The sequence below is a fragment of the Gillisella taibaishanensis genome, from assembly GCF_001938985.1.
In the GTDB taxonomy this organism is placed as follows: domain Bacteria; phylum Pseudomonadota; class Alphaproteobacteria; order Rhizobiales; family Rhizobiaceae; genus Allorhizobium; species Allorhizobium taibaishanense.
On the sequence record NZ_MKIN01000016.1, the window covers coordinates 52,878 to 77,706 of the forward strand.

The 24,829-nt window shown below is 60.8% G+C and carries 18 protein-coding genes and 1 tRNA gene; 5 read left to right on the plus strand and 14 right to left on the minus strand.

The features are described from left to right. Positions 1-7: 7 nt before the first annotated feature. From BJF91_RS01345 to BJF91_RS01355, 3 genes are read right to left on the minus strand one after another with little or no spacing between them, the layout of a single operon-like run. Positions 8-622 carry a DUF1007 family protein gene (locus BJF91_RS01345; RefSeq protein ID WP_075612696.1) on the minus strand — a complete coding sequence of 205 codons (615 nt, stop codon included), beginning with the start codon at positions 620-622 and terminating at the stop codon, positions 8-10. Continuing rightward, positions 619-1,479: a hypothetical protein gene (locus BJF91_RS01350; protein ID WP_075612697.1), complete on the minus strand. Its 861-nt coding sequence runs from the start codon at positions 1,477-1,479 to the stop codon at positions 619-621. The genes BJF91_RS01345 and BJF91_RS01350 overlap by 4 nt, the downstream gene beginning before the upstream one ends. Continuing rightward, the gene (locus BJF91_RS01355) at positions 1,479-2,087 is read right to left on the minus strand and encodes a HupE/UreJ family protein (protein ID WP_075612698.1); all 609 of its coding nucleotides are present in this window, start codon (positions 2,085-2,087) and stop codon (positions 1,479-1,481) included. The genes BJF91_RS01350 and BJF91_RS01355 overlap by 1 nt, the downstream gene beginning before the upstream one ends. A gap of 241 nt (positions 2,088-2,328) precedes the next feature. Between BJF91_RS01355 and BJF91_RS01360 the strand changes: the two genes are divergently transcribed. Next, positions 2,329-3,060, plus strand: coding sequence for a HupE/UreJ family protein (locus BJF91_RS01360; protein WP_234801507.1), 732 nt, complete (start codon positions 2,329-2,331; stop codon positions 3,058-3,060). A 167-nt stretch (positions 3,061-3,227) separates the two neighbouring features. Here the strand turns inward: BJF91_RS01360 and BJF91_RS01365 are convergent. Together BJF91_RS01365 and BJF91_RS01370 are read right to left on the minus strand one after the other, a co-directional pair. Next, positions 3,228-3,304, minus strand: a tRNA-His gene (locus BJF91_RS01365). A gap of 178 nt (positions 3,305-3,482) precedes the next feature. Then, positions 3,483-3,932, minus strand: coding sequence for a phasin (locus tag BJF91_RS01370; protein ID WP_075612699.1), 450 nt, complete (start codon positions 3,930-3,932; stop codon positions 3,483-3,485). A gap of 245 nt (positions 3,933-4,177) precedes the next feature. Here BJF91_RS01370 and BJF91_RS24550 point away from each other — a divergent pair, with 245 nt between their 5' ends. Together BJF91_RS24550 and BJF91_RS01380 are read left to right on the plus strand one after the other, a co-directional pair. Further along, the gene (locus tag BJF91_RS24550) at positions 4,178-8,683 is read left to right on the plus strand and encodes an ATP-binding protein (RefSeq protein ID WP_234801508.1); all 4,506 of its coding nucleotides are present in this window, start codon (positions 4,178-4,180) and stop codon (positions 8,681-8,683) included. Between the two features lie 207 nt (positions 8,684-8,890). Then, positions 8,891-10,729, plus strand: coding sequence for an AsmA family protein (locus BJF91_RS01380; protein ID WP_075612700.1), 1,839 nt, complete (start codon positions 8,891-8,893; stop codon positions 10,727-10,729). 1 nt (position 10,730) lies between these two features. Here BJF91_RS01380 and BJF91_RS01385 read toward each other — a convergent pair whose 3' ends face one another. The 5 genes from BJF91_RS01385 to BJF91_RS01405 form a co-directional block, all read right to left on the minus strand. After that, a complete protein-coding gene (locus BJF91_RS01385) occupies positions 10,731-11,546 on the minus strand; it encodes an ABC transporter permease (RefSeq protein WP_075612701.1) in 816 nt (271 codons plus the stop codon). A 9-nt stretch (positions 11,547-11,555) separates the two neighbouring features. Continuing rightward, complete coding sequence (locus tag BJF91_RS01390) at positions 11,556-12,389, minus strand: ABC transporter permease subunit (RefSeq protein ID WP_234801511.1); 834 nt, start codon at positions 12,387-12,389, stop codon at positions 11,556-11,558. A gap of 112 nt (positions 12,390-12,501) precedes the next feature. Next, positions 12,502-13,653 (minus strand): ABC transporter ATP-binding protein, encoded by a 1,152-nt coding sequence (locus BJF91_RS01395; protein ID WP_075612702.1) that lies wholly within the window; start codon positions 13,651-13,653, stop codon positions 12,502-12,504. A 106-nt stretch (positions 13,654-13,759) separates the two neighbouring features. Continuing rightward, positions 13,760-14,830, minus strand: coding sequence for a polyamine ABC transporter substrate-binding protein (locus BJF91_RS01400; RefSeq protein WP_075612754.1), 1,071 nt, complete (start codon positions 14,828-14,830; stop codon positions 13,760-13,762). A 194-nt stretch (positions 14,831-15,024) separates the two neighbouring features. After that, positions 15,025-16,434, minus strand: a complete 1,410-nt coding sequence (locus BJF91_RS01405) for a helix-turn-helix domain-containing protein (protein WP_075612703.1) — start codon at positions 16,432-16,434, stop codon at positions 15,025-15,027. A gap of 248 nt (positions 16,435-16,682) precedes the next feature. Here BJF91_RS01405 and aceA point away from each other — a divergent pair, with 248 nt between their 5' ends. Together aceA and BJF91_RS01415 are read left to right on the plus strand one after the other, a co-directional pair. Next, positions 16,683-17,972 (plus strand): isocitrate lyase, encoded by a 1,290-nt coding sequence (gene aceA / locus BJF91_RS01410; RefSeq protein ID WP_075612704.1) that lies wholly within the window; start codon positions 16,683-16,685, stop codon positions 17,970-17,972. Between the two features lie 309 nt (positions 17,973-18,281). Further along, the gene (locus BJF91_RS01415) at positions 18,282-18,542 is read left to right on the plus strand and encodes an SMc00767 family acetate metabolism repressor (protein WP_075612705.1); all 261 of its coding nucleotides are present in this window, start codon (positions 18,282-18,284) and stop codon (positions 18,540-18,542) included. 125 nt (positions 18,543-18,667) lie between these two features. Here BJF91_RS01415 and BJF91_RS01420 read toward each other — a convergent pair whose 3' ends face one another. The 4 genes from BJF91_RS01420 to BJF91_RS01435 all read right to left on the minus strand — a co-directional run bounded on the left by BJF91_RS01420 (position 18,668) and on the right by BJF91_RS01435 (position 24,704). Continuing rightward, entirely contained in the window at positions 18,668-19,849 is a 1,182-nt protein-coding gene (locus tag BJF91_RS01420; RefSeq protein ID WP_075612706.1) for a TCR/Tet family MFS transporter, read from the minus strand. 252 nt (positions 19,850-20,101) lie between these two features. Next, complete coding sequence (locus BJF91_RS01425) at positions 20,102-21,268, minus strand: MFS transporter (RefSeq protein WP_234801509.1); 1,167 nt, start codon at positions 21,266-21,268, stop codon at positions 20,102-20,104. A 263-nt stretch (positions 21,269-21,531) separates the two neighbouring features. Further along, positions 21,532-21,975: a P-loop NTPase family protein gene (locus tag BJF91_RS01430; RefSeq protein WP_208610929.1), complete on the minus strand. Its 444-nt coding sequence runs from the start codon at positions 21,973-21,975 to the stop codon at positions 21,532-21,534. Between the two features lie 203 nt (positions 21,976-22,178). After that, entirely contained in the window at positions 22,179-24,704 is a 2,526-nt protein-coding gene (locus BJF91_RS01435; protein ID WP_075612707.1) for a methyl-accepting chemotaxis protein, read from the minus strand. Positions 24,705-24,829 lie beyond the last annotated feature (125 nt).

Consider the following 24,829-nt stretch of genomic DNA (forward strand, 5'->3'; position numbering starts at 1 on the left):
TCGTCCGTCAGGGGTCGCAGGTCAAACTGATATGGTCTGGAATGACGAGGCCGACGAAATAGGCGTGATCAGGTGCAGAGCGGCGGCTGGTGCGGCAATGGCCGCCATCGCTGCGCAATTGCAGGGCTGCGGTGTCGGCCAGCTTGAAGGCAGCGACGTAATCCTTGTCCTTGATCTCAAGGTCGAGGCTGCGGCCGCGCAGGTCGAGCGGGCCGGCAAGGTCGAAGGCAAAGGTAACCGTGACAACACTGTCATGGCTCTCAGCGGCGAAATCGACCGGCTGCAGCCGCGTGGCCCATTTGCCATCCATGGTCAGTTCGGTGAAGAAGCGCTTGTGGGAGAGATCTGCAATCAGCTTGTCGCGCAGGGCCGTCACTTCCTCCGCGCTGAATTGTCCGTCCCGGTCGCGGTCGAACTGGTCGAGCAGCACCCGGCTATAGGCAGCATCGAAGGTCCAGCTTTCGCCAAGGCCGGTCAGCACTCCACGACGCATGTCGAACAGCACCCTGAGCGTTATGGCGATATCGGGATGAGCGAGGGCTGGCAGGGCTGGCAGCAGCAAAAACAGTAGCACGGCGAAAATCGACCGGCTGCCGCAAAAAGCGCAACGGTTACCCGTCATGTGCCCCGCTCCTCACCAGGCGGCAGGTCGCCGATGCCGCTATGGTCGGTTCCAAGCACCGGCCGCTGCGGACCATGGCGATCGAGCGACTTCAGCAGCGGCTGAAAGCCGGGGTAGTCGCCGCTTGCCGGAGGCGGTTCGACGAAGGGTGGCGGCACGAGTTGCGTCTGTTTCGAGGCCATATACGCGCCCCCGTAGAGCATGCCGATGGCAACCAGCCAACTTCCGTAAACGCGCACGCCAATCCTCGTCCAGGCAGCGGTGACGAGGCCCGTAACAAGCGCCGCGATCAGGATCAACCAGAGAGCGACCGGCAGGGCGAGCGGCAGATAAAACCGGTCATGCAGACTTGGATCGGAGAAATAAATAGCCAACCCCAGGGCGCTGCCGAACGAGGGCATCAGGATCATAGCCGGCCAGAATCGCATCTGCGCCGGCAAGACCAGAAGCAGGCCGACAATCAGGCAGGCAATCGGTCCGACCAGAAAAAAATGCGTGGCCGCCCCGGGCAAAGGCGCCAGCAACAGCATGAGCGTGTCGCGCGTGATCAAGGCGCTCACAAGGCCAAAGCCCAGGATGAGCAGCACTGGCAGCCTGAAGCGGGCAGGCAATTGGCCCAGTAGAAAACCGGCGCCGACCAGCGGCAGCAGCCGCTCGATGGTGAAGGTTGTCGACAGCAGCCAATGATCGAGGGTCCCCTGAGCAAACCAGGTCCATCCTGCGGAGAGCGCAACGACAACCACCCCCGTAAAGACGGCAGCCACAGCCAGACCGAGGCCGAACCGCGCCAGCCTAGGGGTGTGCTGTTTTGAATTTCCAGGCTGCGGGTGGGCGAGGCGCGGCCTCTGCTCTGCCATCAGGTCACGAGGAAATAGAGACCGCCGACCGCGATCAAGCCACCGGGAATGCGGATCATCCTGTCGCCCAGGGCGCGAGACACACCAAGCCCGACACCGATGCCGGCAAGGTGAATGAGGCCGGTGGCGATGACGAAACCGATGGCGAAATCTGCCGGATCAGCGGCAACAGGCAATTCGGCGCCGTGGGCATAACCATGGCAGATGGCAAACAGGCCAATCACCGTCAGCGCCAGCCATTCAGGCGGCCGCCAGACGAAGGCGATGGCCGCACCAAGCACGACGATGGACAACGCGATGCCAGTTTCGATGGCCGGCAGCGGCACGCCGGCTATGCCGAGAATGCCGCCAAGAACCATAATCAGCGGAAAGGTGATCGGCAGCGCCCAGACATTGCGCCCGCCGAGCTGCGCGCCCCAGAGACCGACGGAAAACATAGCCAGCAGATGGTCGGCGCCCGAAAGCGGGTGTTCGAAGCCCTGCAGAAAGCCGCCAGAGCCGCCCTGAACGATATGCGCCTGCGCAAGGCCTGGCATCAGCGCCACAAATGCTGCTGCCGCCGCAACCCGTCCCGCGGCAAGCAACCGCTCCCTGTTTCTGTCCCGCATGTCGACCTCCCGAAAATGCCTGTCTCTATCGCTCTTTGTCTATCGCTCTTGCAAACTGCTACTGAGACGAAATTGTGGTGCCTCGCCCGCTGCCCCGAAAAAATTGGTTAACGGCCGGCTGCGGCATCGAGTGACGCGCATGGCGTTGTCAACGCGTGGCTCGTTTCCTATACCAAAGCAGGCAGCAGGGCTTGGTCAGATATCGCCCGGTTTGGGCAAAGACGGCAAGGGCAAAGCGAGAATGACGGTGTTGGATCCACGAAAAGGCGCAGGTTTCCGCGAAAAACGCCTGGCAGCCTCCCCGGAAAACCAGGGGCAACCCCAGCGACGGACGCTGGTCGAAACGCTTCTGAGCATGTTTGGACAGGAAACCGGCTCCCGCTTTCCCTGGACATGTTTTTTAGCCGTTTTTGGATTTGCATTCAGCGCAGCACCCGCCTTTGCCCATGTACTGGGCGGACCGATGGGCGGTTTCGGAAGCGGTTTTGAGCATCCGCTGCTCGGCGCCGATCACTTTCTCGCGATGTTGGCCGTCGGCCTCTGGGGCACGCAGATCGGTGGTCGCTCGGTCTGGACCCTGCCGGCCACCTTCCCGCTGATCATGTGTATCGGCGGCGTGGTGGGCATGCTCGCCGATATCCCCGACCCCGTGATCTCAGGCGGCATCGCCATATCGCTGCTCGCGCTCGGCGCCTCGATTGCCGCCGCTTGGCGCGCGCCGGAATTCGCCTCGCTTTCGGTCATCACCGTATTTGCGCTGTTCCACGGCTACCCGCACGGCAAAATGGCCCCCAACGCCACCGACCCCGCCGCCTATACGGTCGGCTTCGTGGTAGCGACCGGCATGATCCACCTCCTCGGCATCGCCATTGGCTTCGGCCTCGGCCGGCTCTACGAAGGCCGCGTGGTGCGCGCGCTGGGCGCCCTGATCGTGGCGGCCGGGGTGTATTATCTGGTGACAGGGCAGATGTGAGGGGCGACTAACTGGCCGAGGCGACGAGCTTGGCCGGAGTTAAGCGGCAAGGGCATGAAATGGCACTCGAATGCCACCAAACGCGAACCACCCAGCTGCATACGACAAGCAAGGGTGAGGCCGCATATCTCACTCGCGAAACATACCAAATTTTGTGGAATTTAGAATGGTACGGTTGGGGGGTCTCGAACCTCCGACCTCAGGTGCCACAAACCTGCGCTCTAACCAACTGAGCTACAACCGCACATCAAGCGTTCAACGCTTTCGAGGGGTCACATACGAGGGGTGAGGGAATTTTTCAAGCCCCTTTTTTGCACTTGCGTGCTTATTTGCATGAGACCGGCAAAGCGAAAAAACAAAAAGGGCCGGAAGAGCCGACCCTTTTGCGGATAATCGATCGGCCGGCGGGTGGCCGGCGGCAATCAGCCGAGCTTGAAGCCGGACATGGCCTTTTCGGCTGCTTCCTTGCCAGGCTTGGCAACGGTTTCGGCAACCTTCTTGACGGTTTCCTGCATGGCCTTGGCCTGCTCGACGGTGACTTCAGCCTGCTTGCGGATGAAGGCGGTCTGCAGTTCGACCAGTTCGGCAATCGACTTGACGCCCATCAGGGCTTCCATGTGCGACAGCGACAGCTCGGCGTTGGTGCGCAGGGCGTCGATGGCCTTGAGGCTCAGCTCGACGGTGCCGCTCTGGGCGCTCTGCAGCGTGGCTTCAACGGTCTTGGATGCGTCTTCGGCAGCAGCCTTCATCTTGGCATAGGCTTCCTTGGACTGTGCGGCACCCTTTTCGGTGAATTCGCGCAGGCTGTCGGAAATCTTTGCAGGATCAAAAGCAGCAGCGTTGAAAGTGTTGGTGGTCTTTGCAGTGGCCATGGTGGAACTCCTTTGGAAAAGGGCCGCCCTCGCCTTAGCGTGCAGCCCGGTGTGTTTCGATGACCTCCATATAGCAAGGCTTATTGTGCATTGCAATATCATGTTGCACTGCACAATAAAAAAAGTTTTAGCCATTAACTCTGTTTCTCAATAGAGGCGGCCGAGACTGGACCCCGAGGGGGTGCGAAGTTATTAAAAATCTGTTAATTCAAAACAGTGCCGGCAAAACGCACGACAGGTTGATCATGCCCGCTATCCAATACCCGTTCATCGACATCGCCGTGCATCGCGCGGTCCGGGACAGATTTGCGCGCGGGGAAGCTCTGGCGCTGTTTTCGCCTGACCTGCAGCAGGTACTCTGGGCCAATGGCGCCGGCGCCGACTTCTTCGGCACGCCCTCGGTTTACGATTTCCTGGATCAGGGTCCGCCGATCCAGGACGTGACCTTCCGGCAGATTTCAGCCATGGGCCGCCAGCTGAAAACGGCTGGCGATAGCCGCAAGCTGATGGTGCGCATCAGCGCCGGCTTCCGCCTCGTACAGGTTGAAGCGCAGGTGGAGCGGCTGGAAATCCGCCCCGGCGAGCCGGTGCTGCTGTTTTCCATGCCGGTCGCTTATGCCGATGACGCAACCCGCGCCCAGGCGCTGCTGCGCGGCTTCGACGATCCAGATACCCATATGGCGCTATTGGATAGCAAGGGCCGCGTGATCGGCGCCTCTACCAATTTCGACCGGCTCGGCATCAGCCCGCGTACGGCGGAAACCATCGTCGATATGGTCGGGCGTCAATCAGGCGGATTGATGAAACGGCCAATCCCGACGGCACGCGGCAATCTGCCGGCTGCGCTTGGCCAGATCGCCGATGCCCCGGCGATATTTCTGCTGTTTGCCGTGGAAACCCTGCTCGGCACGCTCGATGCTTCCGATGGCTTTGCCGTGGAGCCCGCAGCGGATGCATCGGCTCCACCGGTTGCACCTGCCGCACCGGCGAGTGCCGCAGTCGTCGCGGAGGTTCCGGCCGCGTCTGAAGTCTTTCCTTCTGCTGAAGTCCTCAGCGCGGAGCCGGTCTCTTCGCTCTTAGAGGATCATGGCTCGGTGGACACCGACACGGCTACCGTAAAGGCCGATAGTTTCGAGGATGTCGTCGATGCCTTGGGCAGCATCAACGAGTGGGAACCCGAGCCGGAAGCGCTTGATGACGAGCCCCTCCTCGCCGTTATCGCCGACGATGAAGCCGGCAGCGACGCGGTTCCGGCTAACAGCGAGATCGCGGACGAGGACGTGACGACATCGGCTGTTGAGGCACCGGTGGCGCAAGAGCTGCCCCATGCCGAGCATGAGGTTGAACAGACGCACGCAGATACTGATAGCATTGAGCCGACTGGCGTGTCTTCGTCTGCGGATGATCAGGCGGGCGATGTGGAAGCCGAACAGCCCGAAGAGCCAGCTGCTGCAGAGATCGATGACACCCAAGGGTCGGTCAACGCCTCGACCGCAGATCTGCTACAGGACGAGGCTCTGACCGAGACCGATTTTGACCATCAGGTCACGGATCCAGAGACCTATGTCCCTGATCATGACGAACCGGCCGCCTCCGAGACTGTCGCAGACGATGCTCAACTTGAATGGCCGGAGGCTGCCGACGAGGTGCCTCACTCTGCAGAAACGGCTGTTGCTGAAGACGTGCGGCCTGAAAGCCGCCCCGTCGAAACCGATTCCGTGGACCGAACCCAGCCAGGCGGCGGCTTCGCCTTTTCACCTTCGATGCGGGCTGCACGCTTCGTTTGGAAGGTGGATGCACTGGGCCGGTTCAGCGAAGTGTCCTCGGAATTCGCTCGTGCCGTCGGACCGCGCTCGGCGGCGATCGAAGGAGAGACATTTTCCGATCTGGCCGCCCTGTTCAATCTCGACCCCGAGGGCAAGATCGCGGACCTTTTGAAGAAGCGCGACACCTGGTCCGGCAAGACGATCTATTGGCCCATCGAGGGCACAACGCTTAAAGTTCCCGTCGATCTGGCGGCGCTGCCGACCTATACCCGCAACCGCGACTTCGACGGCTTTCGCGGTTTTGGCGTGGTACGGCTGGCAGATTGCGTCGAAGATCCCGACAAGGTTGGCCTGACCTTTTTGCCGGCAACGGCTGAACAGCAGGATGACAGTGCGGCGGTTGAGCTAGAGGCCGTGGAAGAGACTCTCGAGCCGCGGAATTTTGGAGATGAGGCCTCCTTGGCTGAAGAGCAGCCAGAAGAGGCTGCGACACCGACGCTGGAACCGAAAGCCGGCCCACAGGCCGAACCGCCTGCGCTGGTCATCAGCCGGCCTGCGCCCATTCCCGAGACGGAAAATATCGTTCAACTGAAGCCGCGTCATGTCAACCGCGAGGGTTTGAGCCCGGCGGAACACGCGACATTTCGGGAGATTGCCCGCCGGCTGGACGCACTTGGCCTGAAATCCGCCGATGCGAAGCCGACCGTTTCCGACAAGGCGGACGGCGAGATCGCCGGTGTGACGCCGAACACCCTGACGGACGCGCCCGAGGCAACTTCAGTGGTTGCGGATGTTGCTGGTTCGGACAGTGTTGTTGAAGCTGCTGACGACCGCAGCGAACCGGCGCCGCAGGATCTTGGTGATCGGCAGATCGCAAGCGAAGACAATGGGCTAGCAGAGACCGTCAGCGCGGAAACGGCTACCTCCCCGGATCATCTCGATGCTGGAGAAGATGACAGTCGTGCCTTGGCTCACAATGAAGAGACAAGCGCCAGTGAGGCTGTGACGGCGCAGGAGCACGCTGCAGATGAGCAAGACATTGCTTCTGAGCAGGCTGGCGTCGCTCACCCGCTCGAGGATCATGACAATCCGGAACAGCATGACGCCAGCGCTGCGGCACCCGATCTGTCTTTGAGCGAGCATGAAGCGCTTGAAACGGCCTCTGCAGACCCTCTTCCAGAGATCGAGGGCCACCCGACGACTGCGGAGAACGACGCCGAGGCACATCAAGACGATCAGTCAGCAGATACCGATCGTGTCGAAAGCAGCGTAAACGAAGGGTCGCAAAGCGAAGATCTGCAAACGGTTGAAAACAGTGATCAGGACGATCACGAGGTCGAAGCAATCGCGCCAGCAACTGAAATCCTGCCGGTGGCGCCGAATGTGGGCGTGCACCTGCCAAGGCCGCCGCGCGATGTGGTTTTCTCACCCGAAATGCTGGATATGCTGCCAGTGGCGCTGCTTGCTCATCGCGGTGACGAGCTGATCCACGCCAATCCGGAGTTTCTGGCCTTGACCGGCTATGCCAGTGTCGACCACCTCGCTGCTGCCGGCGGGCTCGAAGCACTGTTGCAGCGGGACGATCTTGTTGGTGAAGACGATGGCCAGCGCCGTGACGGCCGTCTGGTCGTGGTGCGGGCAGACGATGCCCTGCTGCCAGTCTCAGCAAGGCTGCAGTCGATTCGGTGGGAAGAGGCAAGCGCGCTCCTGCTGTCGCTGGTGCCGCAGGCCGATGCGAAGCCTGTCGAAACCGAGCAACAGGAAAAGCCTGCCGATAAGATCCAGCCGATGCTGACGCTGGTATCACCTGTTGAGCAGGCGAGCGAAGAGGCCATCCGGCCTGCTGCAATCGACCAATCGGATCTGCGCATCGAAGTGGAAGAGCTACGCTCGATCCTGGAGACCGCCACCGATGGCGTCGTGACGCTGAACGTCGAAGGCGAAATCCGCACGATGAACGGGGCGGCAAGCGCGCTGTTCAACTATGACGAAGACGATTTGCGCGGCAAACCCTTCGTCACCCTGTTTGCCCATGAAAGCCAGCGGGCGATCCTCGATTATCTCAGCGGCTTGACCGGCCATGGTGTGGCGAGTGTGCTGAATGACGGGCGCGAAGTGATCGGCCGCGAATCCTCCGGCGGTTTCATTCCGCTGTTCATGACCATCGGACGGTTGTCGTCTTCCAACGGGTTCTGCGCCGTGATCCGCGACATCACCCAGTGGAAGCGCACCGAAGAGGAACTGCGCAGCGCCAAGCGCGCCGCCGAAACCGCCAATGCCCACAAGACCGATTTCCTGGCGCGGGTCAGCCACGAGATCCGCACACCTCTCAATGCCATCATCGGCTTTGCAGACATCATGGCGGATGAGCGCTTCGGGCCGATCGGCCATGGCCGCTACGCCGAATATGCCGCCGATATCGGTCGGTCTGGTCGGCATGTGCTCGATATCGTCAACGATCTCCTGGATATTTCCAAGATCGAGGCCGGCGAGATGGATCTGGAATTCATTGCCGTCGGGCTGAACGAGACGGTTTGCGAAGCGGTCGCCATCGTGCAGCCGCAGGCCAATGGCCAACGGGTGATCATCCGCACGGCGCTGTCGCAGGCTGTGCCCAATGTCGTCGCCGACATGCGTTCGATCAAGCAGATCGTGCTCAACATCCTGTCGAACGCCATCCGCTTCACACCTTCGGGCGGGCAGATCATCGTCTCCACCAATTACGAGGCAAATGGCAGCGTCACCCTGCGCATCCGCGATACCGGCATCGGCATGACCCGGGCGGAACTGGAACAGGCGATGAAGCCTTTCCGGCAGGTGTCGCCCGGTGGAGCACGCCTGCGCGGCGACGGCACCGGTCTCGGCCTGCCACTGACCAAGGCCATGGTCGATGCCAATCGCGCCAGCTTCTCGATCCAGTCAACACCAAACGAGGGAACGCTTGTGGAAATCAGCTTCCCCTCGCCCAGAGTGCTTGCCGGCTGAGTGACGCCGGATTCGGCTGATGCGTTGCAGCGTGCGCATGATCTGGCAAGCCTCGGCGTGCGCTGACATTGCAAGGGAAATTGCTTTGCTCTATCCAGACGTCGCAGTTGTTCGTCCCGCAGCAGATCTGAAAGGCTTCCTGTGACGCTGGGTTCTAAACGGAAATGGCCGGCGCCGCGACGCGCGCAGGGTCGAAGGCTCGTCCGCATGGCCGCCGTCGCCACTGTCGCCGCGCTCGGCATTTTCGTCGCCTCAAGGTTGGCAGCTCCCTATATCGTTTCCAGCAGTCTGGTGCGCGGCAGCATCGAAAAGGCGATCAGCCGCTGGAGCGGCCATGAGGTGGAAATTGCCGGAACGCCCAGCCTGCAATTCTGGCCGGAACCACGTATCACCCTGCCCAATGTCACGATCACCAGTCGCGGGCCGGCAAAGCCCGGAGATACGGTAATCGGCGGCAAGCAGATCATCGCCCATGTCGACCTGCTGTCAGCCAATTTCGGTTTGATCAAGGCTGTCATGGGCAATCCGGTTTTCGACGATTTTTACCTGGTGCGGCCGCATCTCTATATGCACCGCGATGCCGAGGGTCATCTCGACTGGGCCGGCAAGGGCCTGCTGTCGGACGCCATCGCCCATGCCGAAGACAATGGCAAAGGCGGCCAGACCCTCGACAAGGCTTATGACGCCAGGATCGGCACGATCACCGTCGAGAACGGCCGGATCGATATCGATGACCAGCAGCTTCGCCGCAAGATAGTGATCGACAGCATCTTCTCACATCTGTTTTGGCCCGTCATGTCGGCGCCTGTCGGCGGCACTGCCAACATGATCATCGGCGGCGTCGACACCAGGCTCGATTTTTCCTCCAGTCAGCCGCTGCTGTTGTTTGGCGGCGGCGTTGGCCAGACGGAATTTTCGCTGACCGCGCCTGTGATGACCGGCACCTTCAAGGGTAAGACCGGGCTCGCACCCGCCCGGTTCGCCTCCGGCGATCTCAGCTTTTCGGTTTCCAATGTGCCGGGCCTGCTGGCCTGGACCGGCGCCACCCTGCCCGGAACCGAGGCGCTGCATACCGTCGCGGTGCAGGCGACGGTGACGGCGGAAGCCGATCGGATACGGTTGGATGGCCTCTCCCTGACGGCCAATGACGCCAAGGCCACCGGACTGATGGACATGGCGCAGGGGAGAAGCGGCAAGCCGAAGCTGAGCGGCACGCTGGCCTTCGAGCAGATGGACATTCCAACCGTTCTAGGCGCGTTTTCGCTTTCGGCACCCGATATCGGCGCAAACAAGGGCAAGAGCGGCCTGTTGAACTGGCTGGAATTCGACCTGACGCTGTCTGCGCGCAAGGCGACCTATTCCCCGTTCACGCTCACAGACATGGGCGCCAGCATTCTCGTCACCGACGGCACTGCCGTTTTCGACATTGCCGACAGCACGCTTGCCGACGGCGCACTGGTTGCGCATCTCGAGGGTCGCAATGGAGGTTTCGACCAGGGCGCCCATCTCGATCTGTCACTGACCAATGCCGATATGTCGGATATCGAAGGCAAGCTGGCGCTAACCGGGCCATTGCCGCTCGGCACGGGATCGCTGACGGTGTCGGCTGAGACAAACCGGGCGCTTTGGGAAACCAAGCCAAGTGACATCAACGGCACGCTGACGCTCAACGCCGGGCCGGGACGCATCACCGGGATCAATCCCGATGGCGTGCGGCAGACGGCGGCGGCGCAGAAATTCTTCCGGCTGCAGGATGCCGGCAAAGGCGACTGGGCTTTCGACAGCATGACCCTCTCTGCCACGCTGGGCAAGGGCAGCATCAACATCGACAAGGGCGAACTGCTGGGCAGCGCTCAGTCGGGCACGTTTAGCGGTGTGGTGCCCTACGACTTTAAGGGTCTCGCGCTTTCAACAGAAATGCGGCCAAGCACGGCACCGGCAAGCAACGAGGCCGACGGCGCTGCGCCGCTCCGGCTGTTCATCGGTGGCTCCTGGCCGGACCTGATCCTGTCGCCAGCTGGCGCACAGCCCGCCCCAAAGCAATAGGTTAGCGCCCGGCGGCAGCCGTGTGTTCGTCGCGCTGGCGCTGCAATTCTCGGCGTTTAGTACCAATGGAGGCGATGATGACGCCGAGCGTGACGACAGCAATCAGGATGGTGCAGATGGCGTTGATCTCAGGCGTTACGCCAAGGCGTACCTGGGAATAGATCTTGATCGGCAAGGTCGTGGCGCCCGGTCCCGTCGTGAAGCTCGCAATCACGAGATCGTCGAGCGAGAGCGTGAAGGCCAGCATCCAGCCCGAGACGACCGCCGGCAGGATCAGCGGCAGGGTGATACGGAAAAAGGTCTTGACCGGTGGGCAGCCGAGATCGAGCGCCGCCTCTTCCAGGCTGCGGTCGAAGGTGACGAGCCGCGACTGCACGACGATTGCCACATAGCACATGGTGAAGCTGGTATGGGCCAGCGTGATCGTCATCAGGCCTCTGTCAACATCGAGCGCAACGAACAACAACAGCAGCGACAGCCCGGTGATCACCTCAGGCATGACCAGCGGCGCATAGACCATGCCGGAAAACAGCATACGGCCGCGAAACCGACCGAACCGCACCAGCGCGAGCGCCGCCAGCGTGCCGAGCACAGTCCCCAGGCTGGCGGAGACGATGCCGACCCGCAGCGTGACCCAGCCGGCATCCAACAGGCTCTGGTTATGCCAGATCTCCTGATACCATTTCAGCGAAAAGCCGCCCCAAACCGTAACCAGCTTGGAGGCATTAAAGGAAAATACCACCAGGATCAGGATCGGCAGATAGAGAAAGGCAAAACCGATGGTGAGAAGAACGGGGTCGAGACGGCCTGGCTTCATGGTCTTGCCTCACACCTTGCTTTGCTGGTTCTGGAAAATCACGATCGGCACCACCAACAGCAAGAGCAGCACGATGGCGACCGCCGAGGCGACGGGCCAGTCACGATTGCCGAAGAATTCCGTCCACAGTGTCTTGCCGATCATCAGCGTATCGGCACCACCGAGCAGGTCGGGAATGACGAATTCGCCGGTGATCGGGATGAAGCAGATCATTGCGCCCGCAATCACGCCCGGCAGCGACAAGGGAAAGGTGATGCGCCAGAAGGCTGTGGTCGGCGGGCAGCCGAGATCGCTTGCCGCTTCAAGCAGCGTGCCGTCGAGTTTTTCCAGCGCCGAATAGAGCGGCAGGACCATGAACGGCAGATAGGAATAGACGATACCGATGAAGACGGCGATTTCCGTCTGGTAGATATGCACCTGCTGGTCCGGCCCGTAGATATGCAGGCTTTGCAGAAGCAGCGTCAGTAGGCCCTCCGGCTTCAGGATGCCGATCCAGGCATAGACCCGGATCAGGAAGGAGGTCCAGAAGGGCAGGATCACCATCATGACAAGCGTCGGGCGCAACTCCGCCCTTGCCCGCGCCATGGCCAGCGCCATTGGATACCCGATCAGCAGCAGGAGCAGCGTGGAGATCGCGGCAATGCGAAGCGATGATAGATAGGATTCGATATAAAGCGGGTCGTCGGTCAGGATCTGGAAATTTTCGAAATCCAGCTGCGACAGGAAATCGCCTAGCTGCGAGAAGCCCTCGAACACAGGCGTATACGGCGGCATGGCGATGGCCGTATCCGACAGCGAGATCTTCACGATGATGAAGAAGGGCGCGAGGAAAAACAGCGCCATCCAGATATAGGGAATAAGCACGATCAGCCAGCGGGCGCGGCTGGCTTTCGGCAGGCCGGACTGGGGAAAGCTGGGGCTCGTCTCGGCAAGTGTCGCGGGTTCGGCCATGGCGCTACCTCGTCAGCAACAGGCCGGCATCCGACGTCCAGGACAGCCAGACGTGGTCGCCGAAGGTGATGGGACGGTCGACCAGGCGGGAGACATTGGCCTGCGCTGCGCGGAAGGTGAAGCCATCCTCGCGCCTGATGATGAAAACCGAGAAATCGCCGAGATAGCCGATATCCCAGACTTCGCCATAAAGTGCGTTGGCGCTGGTATCGGCCGGCGGGTCCAGCGAAATCTTTACCTTTTCCGGGCGGATGGCAAAGGCGACAGTGGCGCCTTCCGAGAGATCGCAGGTCTGGTCGACCACGGCTTTGAACCCGTCGCAGGCGATGGCGACAGGTCCCGTCCCGTTGCCCTCAGGATGCTGCAGTTTGCCTTCGACAATGTTGATGTCGCCGATGAAGTCGGCGACATAGCGGCAATTGGGCGCCTCGTAGATTTCCGCCGGTGTCGCCACCTGCACAAGTTCGCCCTTGTCCATCACGGCGATACGGTCTGACACCGTCATCGCCTCTTCCTGGTCATGGGTGACGATCAGGAAGGTCAGGCCAAGCTTGGTCTGGATATCCATCAACTCGAACTGGGTTTCTTCGCGCAGTTTGCGATCCAGTGCCCCGAGCGGCTCGTCCAGCAGCAGCACTTTCGGCTTTTTGGCCAGTGAACGGGCCAGTGCCACGCGCTGGCGCTGGCCGCCGGAGAGTTGGCCCGGCTTGCGTTTGGCGAAGTCTTCCAATTTGACCAGATGCAGCATTTCCTCGACGCGGGCGGCCATCTCTGCCTTCGGCATCTTGTCCTGCTCCAGGCCGAAGGCGATGTTCTTTTCGACAGTCATATGCGGAAACAGCGCGTATGACTGGAACATCATATTGGTCGGGCGCCGATAGGGCGGCACGCCGGCGAGGTCGCGGCCCTGAAGCAGGATGCGGCCTTCGGTGGGCTCGTCGAAGCCGGCCAGCATGCGCATCAGCGTGGTCTTGCCGCAGCCGGAGGGGCCCAGCAGCGAGAAAAATTCCCGCTCATAGATGTTGAGGGTGAGATTGTTGACGGCCGTGAACGGACCGAACCGCTTGGTGACGTTTTCGAAGCGGATGAAGGGCAATTGCCCCCGCTCCGTCCATGGTGCAAATTTGCGCTTTACCGGCCCCAGAGTCTTCGCCATCGATCCCCTTCCCCGCCAGCCGCTCGACCATATCGATCAGGCACTTGCGGTCTTTTCCGCGTCTTCTCAATTGAAAACGGGGCATTGCTGCCCCGTTTCATCTCGGTTACTTGCCGGTCTTGATCTGGGTCCAGAGCCGGTTCAGCACGCGCTGTGACTTCGGATCGTAAGGCGAGATGGTGAAGAGCCGCTTCATCGTCGCCTCGTCAGGGTAGACGGACGGGTTGTTGAACACGTCGGGGCTGATGAGCTTCTGCGAGGCGAGATTGCCATTGGCGTAGGAGACGTAGTCCGAGGCCTTGGCGATCACCTCAGGCTTCATCAGATAATTGATGAAGGCATGGGCCTCCTCGACATTCTTGGCGTCAGCCGGGATCGCCAGGTTGTCGAACCACATGTAAGTGCCTTCCTTGGGGATGACATAGGCGATCTCGACACCATTCTTGGCTTCTTCCGCCCGCTTCTTCGCCTGGATGATATCGCCCGACCAACCGATGGAGGCGCAGATGTCGCCATTGGCGAGATCGTTGATATAGGCGGCGGAGTTGAAGGTCTTGGCATAGGGGCGGATGGCCGAATAGACCTTGCCGCCGGCTTCCAGGTCAGGCGTCTTCTTGCTGTCGGGGTTCTTGCCGACATAGTTCATGGCGATGGCGAAGGTCTCGTCGGACGCGTCGAGAATGTTCAGCCCGCACTGCTTCAGCTTCTTGGCGTTTTCAGGCTTGAAGATGAAGTCCCAGCTATCGATCTTGACGTCGTCGCCGAAGACCGCCTTGATCTTCTTGACGTTATAGCCAATCCCGGTCGTGCCCCACATGTAGTTGACGGCATATTGGTTGCCTGGATCGTAATTCGCGAGCCTCTCCATGACCATCGGCCACATATTGCTCAGGTTCGGCAGTTTCGACTTGTCGAGCTTCTGAAACACGCCGGCCTGGATCTGGCGGGCGAGGAACGGCCCGGTCGGCACCACGACATCGTAACCGGAGCCGCCGGCGAGCAATTTGGTTTCCAGGAGATCGTTATTGTCGAAGACGTCATAGACGACCTTGATGCCGGTTTCCTTGGTGAAATCCTCGAGGATCTGCGGATCGATATAATCCGACCAGTTGTAGACATGCACTTCGCGATCGGCGGCACGCGCCGGCAGCAGGCCTGCCGAAGCGGTGATGGACATGGCCGCAAAGGCGGCAGCGGCAAAACGAATCCCGGGGGCTGTCATCACGTCTCCTGTTTAATGACCGGCTTTGTCGAGGCAATCCCGTGCCGGTCTAACGTTCCCATTGTCTTTTCAGAGCTTGTTTTTAAGACAGACTAGAAAGGAAAAATGCCCCCGACAAGCGTAATTTTCCGCAGCACAGCAAAGTGCTGCTACTGGAAATCGAAGGCGCTGAGACCCGCCGTCATTTCATCAAGACCAAGCGGCCGCGTCATCGGCGGCTCGGCACGCGACAGGCAGGCCTGGCGCTCGCAGATCCGGCAGGCAGGACCGATCTCTATGACAGGCGCCGGCGCTTCACCATAGACGGTCTCGCCCGCCTCACGCAGATCGCAACCGATCAGCAGCGCCGTACGGCGCAGGCGTTGCTGATAGCCGGCCTGCGGCCCCTCCAGGCTGCGGGCGATGGTGAGGAAAGAAGCCCCTTCAGGTGTGGCGACCGGCTCGACCAGCACCCGGCCCGGCTCAGCGAAGGCGGCATGGATGTTGAGCTTCGGACATTGGCCGCCAAAACTGGCGCGGGGAAAGCCATAGGCGCCGGCACGGCGAATGATATTGCCGGCGTGATCGATTTCCATCAGGAAGAAGCCGATGCCCGCCGCTCCCGGTCGTTGCAGGCTGATCAGCCGTGTTGCTGCCTGCTCATAGGACACCCGGAAGCGGGCGCGCAGCACGTCGATATCGTAACGGGCGCGTTGGGCCGCAGCGAGATAGGCACCGTAGGGCATGATCAGCGCATGCGCTGCGTAACGCGCCAGTTCGAAGCGAGCGATGCGTTTTGCCTCGTTGGAGGTCAGCGCCAGCCCCTCCAGCTCGGCGCGGATCTCTTCGCCCATGGCGAGAAGACAGGCTTCCATCGCCATTTCCCTGACCTGATCGAAGACCGACAATCGCTCCGACAGGAACAGCCGCATGGAATGGCGATCATAGCGGCGGCCGAGATGCGGCATGACATGCACGGGCAGTGCGCGCACGACGATGCCGTGCTTGGCCCGCAGCCAGGACTTCAGTGCCGCCTCCAACCCATCGGCCGGATCGAGCGCGGCATGAAACGCCTCAGCCGCCACTTCGATCAGAGGAAAATGCAGGCTGCGGCGCTCCAGCACGTCGCGCACCTCGTCGATCGGCAGCCGTGCTCCAGCCAGCGCCGTCTCATGCCCCTCGCGCGCCAGAAGCTGCGCCAGATCCGATAGGCGCTTGGCCTGTTCGCGGTAGGCCCGGTAGAGTTTCACCACGCCGCTTGCGGCATTGGGCGCCGCCTCTGCCAGCTCGATCAGTTCCTGGTCGCCGGGAATTTCGCCAGACAATAGCGGATCGGCAAAGACTTCGCGCAGCGCTGCCGAGCCGCCCCGCGCATCGCCCTGCAACTCCTCGAGATCAACCTTGTAGACCGAGGCCAGTTTCAACAGCAGTTGCACCGTCAGGGGCCGCTGGTTGCGCTCGATCAGATTGAGATAGGACGGCGAAATGCCGAGCGCCTCGGCCATGGCGGTCTGGGTCAGGCCGAGGCCATTGCGCACCCGGCGCACTCGCGGCCCGGCAAAGATTTTATGATCGGCCATGCCCACCTCCGACAGAGTTTTTACAAGTTTCGCTCGTTGAAGCTTACTTCCGCGTATTTACAGTTTTTACAATATTACAGCCTTCCTTTGTAAACGACAAGACATCCTAACCTCTTTCAAAGCCTTGTTCTGACGGTTCTTCTTGGCGATTTTTGCAGCGCACTGTAAAACAAGTCACATCAGACACGGCGATGGCAGCGCAAGAGGAGCGCGATACCATCACCCGGAACCGACAAGAGGAGACTGCTATGACAGATTTTTACAACATCGTTCCGACTGCCCCCAAGGGCCGCTTCGACGGGATCGAGCGCAACTACACGGCCGAGGATGTGAAGCGGCTGCGCGGCTCGGTCGAGATCCGCTATACGCTGGCCGAAATGGGCGCGAACCGGCTGTGGCAGCTGATCAACCAGGACGGTTTCGTCAATGCGCTGGGGGCGCTGTCGGGCAATCAGGCCATGCAGATGGTCCGCGCCGGGCTGAAAGCAATCTATCTATCAGGCTGGCAGGTCGCTGCCGATGCCAATACGGCCTCGTCCATGTATCCGGACCAGTCGCTCTACCCGGCCAATGCGGCGCCGGAACTGGCCAAGCGGATCAACAAGACGCTGCAACGCGCCGATCAAATCGAAACTCAGGAAGGCAAGGGCCTGTCGGTCGACACCTGGTTTGCACCAATCGTTGCCGATGCCGAAGCCGGTTTCGGCGGGCCGCTCAATGCCTTCGAGATCATGAAGGCCTTCATCGAGGCGGGCGCTGCCGGCGTTCACTATGAAGACCAGCTGGCGTCTGAAAAGAAATGCGGCCATCTCGGCGGCAAGGTTCTGATCCCGACGGCGGCGCATATCCGTAACCTCACCGCCGCACGTCTGGCCGCCGATGTCATGGGCACGCCGACGCTGATCATTGCCCGCACCGATGCTGAAGCCGCCAAGCTGCTGACCTCAGATATCGACGAGCGCGATCGGCCTTTCGTGGATCATGACGCCGGCCGCACGGCGGAGGGCTTCTACCAGGTGCGCAACGGCATCGAGCCCTGCATTGCCCGCGCCATCGCTTATGCGCCCTATTGCGACATGATCTGGATGGAAACCTCCAAGCCGGATCTGGAGCAGGCGCGCAAGTTCGCCGAGGCCGTGCACAAGGCGCATCCCGGCAAGAAGCTCGCCTATAACTGCTCGCCGTCCTTCAATTGGAAGAAGAACCTGGATGACGCGACCATTGCCAAATACCAGCGGGAACTGGGGGCGATGGGCTATAAGTTCCAGTTCATCACGCTCGCCGGCTTCCACCAGCTGAACTACGGCATGTTCGAACTGGCGCGCGGCTACAAGGACCGGCAGATGGCTGCCTATTCCGAGCTGCAGCAGGCGGAATTTGCCGCGGAAGCCAATGGCTACACGGCGACCAAGCATCAGCGCGAAGTCGGCACCGGCTATTTCGATGCCGTCTCGATGGCCATCTCCGGCGGCACGTCCTCGACCACAGCCATGAAGGAATCGACCGAACATGACCAGTTCCGTCCTGCTGCTGAATGAGGTTTGGGCGCTGGTGTTGCTGATGCTTGGTTCAGTCCACAGCATCGGGCTTCGCCCCCCTCATCAGGCTACCGCCATCTTCTCCCCGCTGGGGAGAAGAGACAAGCCGAGAGACCTTCGCTCACATCGATAATGTCAGCGTAACAGTGGGCGTCAACTTTAGGTCGTTGCCCGATCCACAATCCCTCTTCTCCCCGGCGGGGAGAAGTCCCCGGCAGGGGGATGAGGGGGTGCGAAGCCCCACCTCCCAGCCTGACGAAGACTGACCGACATCCCTTCAAAAACCCCAGACATAAGAGGAGCAATGCCATGACACCCCAGACCCGCGTCAAAGAACGTGCCGAAGAGCAGGCAACCGCCATGAATGCCGATCAGCAGGCGCTGATCCGTATGCTGGCCAACGACCTGCACCGGTTGAACCATTCCGTGATGAAAGCTGTCGAGGCCGGCGTCTCCGTCGAGCTCGTCCGCTCCGCCCGCCACCACGCCGGCGACGGCAATTGGGGTGATCTGCTGATCCCGGTCATCGTGACCCAGGCGGCGGCAGCCGAAGGCATCAGAGCCGCCTAGAGTTTGTCAGGGAAAAGTGGGACCCGGTTTTCCCGAAAAGACAAACGAAAGCAAAAGAATATAGAGCCTTTCACGAGGAACCCGTTCAGCCCGGCGACAGCGCCGGGCTGAACTGCCTTACAGTTTCAAGTGGCAGACGCCCGAAACCGCAGGCCAAGCACCAGCGGAATGGTCAGGGCATAGACCACCATAACGGCGATCCAGATCGCTCCCGGCCAATAATCCTCGACGAGGAAATAGATGCTGGAAAAGCCGAGCGGACCGATGATGGCGGCAAGGCTGAGCGCCGAGGCGAGCACGCCCTGGAAGCGGCCCTGGTTATCTTCGGAAACCTGGCGGGTGGCGAGCGATTGCAGCGCCGGCGTGCCGATACCGCCGAAGGAAAACACCGGCATGATCGCAAACACCATCCAGCTTTGCGTCGTCAGCGCCATGACCGAGAGCGCCAGTATCGAGCAGCCGGTGCCAAACAGGATGGCGGCCCGTTCGCCCAGCAGCCGGACGGCTGGCCCAGGCAGCAGCGTCTGCGCCAGCGCCTGACAGATCCCGAAGGTGGCAAGCGACAGGCCGGTCCAAAGCCCGTTCCACTGGAAGGTATCGCCACCCCAAAGCACCCAGCAGGTCCCGTAGGCCTCGCCGGTCAGGCTAAACAGGAAGAAGATCAGGATGACAGGCAGCAACTGCTTCTGCGACAAGGCCCAGCCGAGCGGCTTCAAGGGATTGAGAGCGGCGAAATCGATCGGCGCGCGGCTCGGCTCCCGGCTTTCCGGCAGGCCGATAAGGGCAAGCAGAAGATTGGCGCCATTCAGCACCGCCGCCGCGATGAAGGGCAGACGGACCCAATGATCCCCCAGCACACCGCCGAGAACCGGGCCGACGATGAAACCAAGGCCGAACATGGCATTGAACAGGCCAAACCGTCGCGCCCGCTGATCCTCCGGAGAAATATCGGTAAGATAGGCCGTGGCAACCGACATATTGGCGCTTGTCAGCCCTGTGATCGCCCGGCCGAGCACCAGCAGCCAGAGATTGTCGGCAAAGGCCAAAAGCAGATAATTCGCCGCCGCTCCGGCGAGCGAAATCAGCAGGATCGGCCGGCGCCCGAGCCGGTCGCTGAGCGACCCCAGAACCGGCGCGAATACAAACTGAATGACCGCATGCAGCGCCACCAGCACGCCGATGTAGGGCGCGACATTGTCGATATGGGTCACATCGCGCAACAGCGCCGGCAGAATGGGAAAGATCAGCCCAAAGCCGACGGCATCGAGAGCGACGGTGGCATAAATGACGAGAAGAGATTTGCTCATGGCGCGTTCCTGAAAGGCAGGCGGAAGGCACCATACCAGCGCCAACGCTCTGCTGTTAGGCCTGATCGAGATCAGACCGCCTGTTGGGGAAACGCTGGCCGGCCGCTGCGGCAAAGGCAGATAGACGACGTATACTTGAATACCCGGACCGGACACAGCCGGCAACCAAGCCTAAACGGCATGGAAACGGACACTCACTTTGCGCGATAACGTGTTTTTAGGCGAGTGAGCCAGCTAGGGCAAGAGGTGGCGTTATGTAGAAGCGCTGTCCAGACGACGACAGACTTCCGACGACACCGACATGGTGGCAATAACGGGTAGCGTCACGTAGAAAGCGGCAGACACGCCAAAATGATCGGCGAACGCGCCAAGCGCAAAGGAGGCAACTTGGCCGCCCACGGTGAGCGATACGACCATCAGCATAGAAAGTGCTGCGCTGGCCGTCGGATTGCGATCCATGGCTCGCCCCAGAAATATCGGGAAAAGTCCACCGATGCCGATGCCAAGCACAAAATTGCCGACCAGTATCAACGGCGCGCTGCCGGCAAACAGAACAAGAAGTTCACCTAACAGGGCGGCGATAAGCATTGACCTCTGGGTCCAGGCAAACTTGGCCGCACTGGCGAATGCCATCACAAAAATCCTTGATGCTATCATCCCAGCCGTAAAAGCTGTGAGACCATAGCGTGCGATATCCTGTTGCAGCCCCACATCGAGCGCATAGGCAACGAACCAGACATTTTGCGTCCACTCGATTGCCCCGAGCGAAAAGCTGGCGAGGCCAAGGAACAGCAACTCCGAAAGCGCCAAGCTCGTGCGATCATTCCCCGTCATCGCCGCCGTCGCTCTGGCGCCCGTCGCAAGCGGTCCGAGCAATTGCAAGACAAACAGGCCACCGACCGCGGCAAAGCCTATGGAAATCGTGAGATAAAAGCTCTGCCAGCTCATCTGCAGATGCAAGACCATCAAGATGTAGAGCGGTGCGGCCATATTGCCGAGGCTAAAGACGACATCGAGAATGGCCAATGCCGATGATCGCCGCTCGGTGAAGAGATCGCCGAACAAAGTATGGGACGCAGTGAAGATCGCCCCACCGCAGAGCCCTAGCAGGAGATAGACGATATAGAATACGCCCGACGCGGTGGTCGCAAACTGGACAAGAGCAAAAAGCGCCGTCAGCGCAGAAAGACAAGCCAGAACCGGCACCGTCCCAAAAATCCTCAACAGGCGATTAGCCGCAAAAGAACCCGCGCTGAACCCCAGCGACCACGCCACAAACACCATTCCCGCCAGAAGCGGCGAAAGAGCGAACGTATGCATCGCATTTGGCAGAAGCGCACCAATGGACACACCGAGCATCCCCCAGAAGAAAAAGGAGATGCTGGCAGAGGCGCCGAGGAGAAGTCGATGATCGATCAAAAGCGGCTCCCATTGTTAGAATGAGATGTCGACAGCGAGTTGGAAACGGCCGGCCCTGCTTTATAAGAAGCTAGGCCTCATGGCGATCAGCGGCAAGGCTTCGCGCGCTGCACCGAAGGCAGCGCTGGCAGAGTTAAAAGAGGCTCTACGGGAAATAAGTTAAACGAAAGGAAGACACCAATTCAACCCATAGAGACGCCATGCCTCGCCTCAACGGAAAGTGACCGATGAAATATGAAAGCCACTGGCGATGCTCAGATTGCTCATCCGCACCACGCGTAAACGGCAGAGGCAATGTCGTCAGCCGTTCGGATGCGCCACACGCTCAAATGCCCTGCGGCTGCAAGTCGAGTAGAGATCGTATCTCGAAACTCACCACCATGCCTCAGGCTGCGTATCGCGAACTTGTATTGCTCCCAGAGCCAATCGACATTGCCATCCGGCAGTTCGGGCCGCGTCCGGCCTCTGCTGCGAAGCGGCCGGGTCAACAAACGCCATGCCCTCAGCCATTCCGGTGGGTCGGGCCACATGACGGCGTCGGCGTGTTGCAGCGCATAGGGAAGCAGGCTTGGACCGCCTTCCAAGATCCAGGCCTCCGCCTGCAGCGCCATTGACAACAGTGCGTCGACTTCAGGCCGAGGACGCTGCTTCCAATTGCTTGTCAGCTTGAGTGCATCAAAGGAAATGACCGGCACATCGGGGCGCATGGCCGCCAATGCCTGGCAAAATGGCTTTTGCCCGATCCATTCGCGCCGGTGACAATCAATCTGCGCATAACCTGCTCCTCGCCGAACTGTGGCACTTGCCTACGACAAACGGGCATCGCTGTTTTTGCAGAGCGGTCGCTTGACGCAAACAAAAAAGCGCCCGATCTTGCGACCGGGCGCCTTCAAATCACATCGTCACAGCTTTAGGCTGCGCGACCAAACCTTTGTGCCGGCGCGCTGCTCTCCAGCTTGAACTGCTGCAGCAGACCGACGAGTTGATCGGCTTCCTCGGCCAGCTGGCGGCTGGCGGCGGAGGTTTCTTCAACCATGGCAGCGTTTTGCTGGGTGAGGCTATCCATCTGGCCAACGGCGCCGTTGACCTCGCCAAGGGCCGCAGACTGGTCGCGGCTGGCAGCGGCTATGCCTTCGACATGGCTGCTGATCGTGGCGATCTGCTGGCTGATGACGGTCAGCGCTTCCCCGGTTTCCTGGACAAGCTTCGAGCCGGCATTGACCTCTTCCGTCGAGGTGTTGATCAGCGTCTTGATGTCCTTGGCAGCCCTGCCGGAGCGTTGAGCGAGTTCGCGCACTTCCTGGGCAACGACCGCAAAGCCCTTGCCGGCTTCACCGGCGCGGGCAGCCTCGACACCGGCATTCAGCGCCAGGAGGTTGGTCTGGAAGGCGATTTCCTCGATGACGCTGATGATCTGCTCGATCTTCTTGGAGGCATCCTCGATTCGGCCCATGGCCGAAACCGCATTGCCGACCACCACAGCCGAGGCCTGGGCATTGTCGCGGGTCTCACCGACAATGGCATTGACCTCACGGGCCTTTTCAGCGGCCTGACGGACATTGGCGGTGACTTCGTTGACGGCGGCGGCGGTCTCCTCCAGCGAGGCGGCCTGAGTTTCGGTGCGGCGCGACAGGTCGTCTGTGGAATGGGCCATCTGCCGGACATTGCCCTGGATGGCGGTGACATTGCCCTGGATCAGGCCGATTGTCTCCTTGAGACGGGCAAGCGAGCGATTGAAGTCGACGCGCAATTGTTCGAGGCGGCCGGTAAAGGGCTTTTCCAGCATCGCCGAGACATCGCCATTGGCGAGACGTTCGAGGCCGCTAGCAAGCTCGGTGACCGCGAATTGCACCTGCCGCTCGGTCTCCTGCTTTTCGGCGTCGTTGCGGGCGCGGTCGGCCTCGATCTCGGCACGGACGCGCTCGCCTTCGGCCTCGGCGCGGATCTTCGCCTCGGCATTGCTCTTGAAGACGCCAAGCGCGCGGGCCATGTCGCCGATCTCGTCGTGACGTGCCTCGCCGGCGATTGCGATTTGCAGATCGCCACCGGCAAGCCGGCGCATAGCTGATGTGATCTGGTTGATCGGTCCCTTGAAAGTGGCAATCAGGCCGACGCCGGCAATGGCGGCGATGAAGATGCCGGCAGCAAGCGCGATGGCCGATAGCGTATCGGCGACGCCCCGCTCAGCATCGGCCACGTCCTGTTGGGCGGCAGCAAAATCGCTGAGCTGGGTCCAGATGACGTCGATGTCGCGGGCGGCGGTCGTAAAGGCTGAGACGCGCTCGCCGTCCATGGTGAGAAGCTTGCTTGCCTTATCGCCCATGGACAGGGTCAGCGGTTCGATGCCGGCGAGCTTTGCCTTGATGTCGGCGCTAACACTGTCGTCCTTCGCCATGGCGGCGGCGCGGCGGCTGAGGCTGCCGAGTGCCGCCTGGAACTTCTGCAGGTTGTCGGCATTTGCAGCCGCCGTAAATCTGACGCCGCGCAATTCGACGCCATCGGCGATATCGGCAAGCTGACGGGTGGCATTCAGCAATGCCGTTGCCTCGGCAATCGGCTGGTCGAGTGTGCCGAATACGGCGGTGGCCTGACGGGCCTTGAGTGTAGAGGCGCCCTGCAAACGGATCGAGACCGGCCGCATCAGGTTGATCGCCTGCTCTGTCGCGCCGACCGTCGCATCATTGACGATGCCGAGATCGACCTGGGCCGCCAGCTGGACGATATTGTCGTTGAGATTGTTGCCGAGCACCGTTTGGTCGGCCGGCAGCGCCGCGACGATATCGGCCACGGCCTTCTTCAGCTCGGGCATCTGCGTCTTGACCATGTCCATCTTCGTCTGTGGCACGGTGGCGCTGTTGAAATCGGTGACCAGTTGCGCAATCAGATTGGCGCCGCGGGTCAGCCGATCAGCGTCGCGCAGCATGGTCTTTGCCTTGCCTTCATCGCTGGCAAGCGCTTCGCGCACCTGTGTGGAGAAGCTGAGAAGGTCGCCCTGCTGGCTCGACAGCTGCTTGATATCGCTATCAAGGGCAGCGCGCAGGTCGGTTTCGCTGCGGTCGAGGTCCCATAGACGCTTGACCTGGCCGGCGATCGATTGAGTGCCGGTCATGGCCGCATCGATCCGCGTCGCGCCATCGCGATCCGCTAGAGTGTCGCGCATGGTCTTCAAGGCCGAGAGCTGCGTATCCAGCTCGCGATCCAGCGCCGCCTTCGTGCTGTCATTGGTCTGCTGCAAAAACACGGTCATCGACTGATAGACGTTCTTAAACCCGCTCAACGTGTTGACCACATTGTTCGTGACTTCCATCTGACCCTGCAACAAGCGCGAGGCGTAATAGCCCGCCGCGCCGACAGCGGATATCGCAAGCACGAAGGGAATGATGAAGACCAGAACCTTGGTCTGGATTTTGTAGTGCGAAAGAAGACGATCGAACATGACAGCAACCCCCTGGAATTAGGGCGATATTATTATTTCGAATACTCGAATAGAAATGTCGCCTTTTTGTTGTTACATGTCGGTCTGAACAAATTCTGAAGACAAAGACTCGATTTGGACTCTAT

Excerpts from the sequence above, each read along its gene's own strand:
- BJF91_RS01345 (WP_075612696.1), bottom strand. The coding sequence starts at position 622 with ATGACGGGTAACCGTTGCGCTTTTTGCGGCAGCCGGTCGATTTTCGCC.
- BJF91_RS01350 (WP_075612697.1), bottom strand. The coding sequence starts at position 1,479 with ATGGCAGAGCAGAGGCCGCGCCTCGCCCACCCGCAGCCTGGAAATTCA.
- BJF91_RS01355 (WP_075612698.1), bottom strand. The coding sequence starts at position 2,087 with ATGCGGGACAGAAACAGGGAGCGGTTGCTTGCCGCGGGACGGGTTGCG.
- BJF91_RS01360 (WP_234801507.1), top strand. The coding sequence starts at position 2,329 with ATGACGGTGTTGGATCCACGAAAAGGCGCAGGTTTCCGCGAAAAACGC.
- BJF91_RS01370 (WP_075612699.1), bottom strand. The coding sequence starts at position 3,932 with ATGGCCACTGCAAAGACCACCAACACTTTCAACGCTGCTGCTTTTGAT.
- BJF91_RS24550 (WP_234801508.1), top strand. The coding sequence starts at position 4,178 with ATGCCCGCTATCCAATACCCGTTCATCGACATCGCCGTGCATCGCGCG.
- BJF91_RS01380 (WP_075612700.1), top strand. The coding sequence starts at position 8,891 with ATGGCCGCCGTCGCCACTGTCGCCGCGCTCGGCATTTTCGTCGCCTCA.
- BJF91_RS01385 (WP_075612701.1), bottom strand. The coding sequence starts at position 11,546 with ATGAAGCCAGGCCGTCTCGACCCCGTTCTTCTCACCATCGGTTTTGCC.
- BJF91_RS01390 (WP_234801511.1), bottom strand. The coding sequence starts at position 12,389 with ATGGCGCTGTTTTTCCTCGCGCCCTTCTTCATCATCGTGAAGATCTCG.
- BJF91_RS01395 (WP_075612702.1), bottom strand. The coding sequence starts at position 13,653 with ATGGCGAAGACTCTGGGGCCGGTAAAGCGCAAATTTGCACCATGGACG.
- BJF91_RS01400 (WP_075612754.1), bottom strand. The coding sequence starts at position 14,830 with ATGTCCATCACCGCTTCGGCAGGCCTGCTGCCGGCGCGTGCCGCCGAT.
- BJF91_RS01405 (WP_075612703.1), bottom strand. The coding sequence starts at position 16,434 with ATGGCCGATCATAAAATCTTTGCCGGGCCGCGAGTGCGCCGGGTGCGC.
- aceA (WP_075612704.1), top strand. The coding sequence starts at position 16,683 with ATGACAGATTTTTACAACATCGTTCCGACTGCCCCCAAGGGCCGCTTC.
- BJF91_RS01415 (WP_075612705.1), top strand. The coding sequence starts at position 18,282 with ATGACACCCCAGACCCGCGTCAAAGAACGTGCCGAAGAGCAGGCAACC.
- BJF91_RS01420 (WP_075612706.1), bottom strand. The coding sequence starts at position 19,849 with ATGAGCAAATCTCTTCTCGTCATTTATGCCACCGTCGCTCTCGATGCC.
- BJF91_RS01430 (WP_208610929.1), bottom strand. The coding sequence starts at position 21,975 with ATGCGCCCCGATGTGCCGGTCATTTCCTTTGATGCACTCAAGCTGACA.
- BJF91_RS01435 (WP_075612707.1), bottom strand. The coding sequence starts at position 24,704 with ATGTTCGATCGTCTTCTTTCGCACTACAAAATCCAGACCAAGGTTCTG.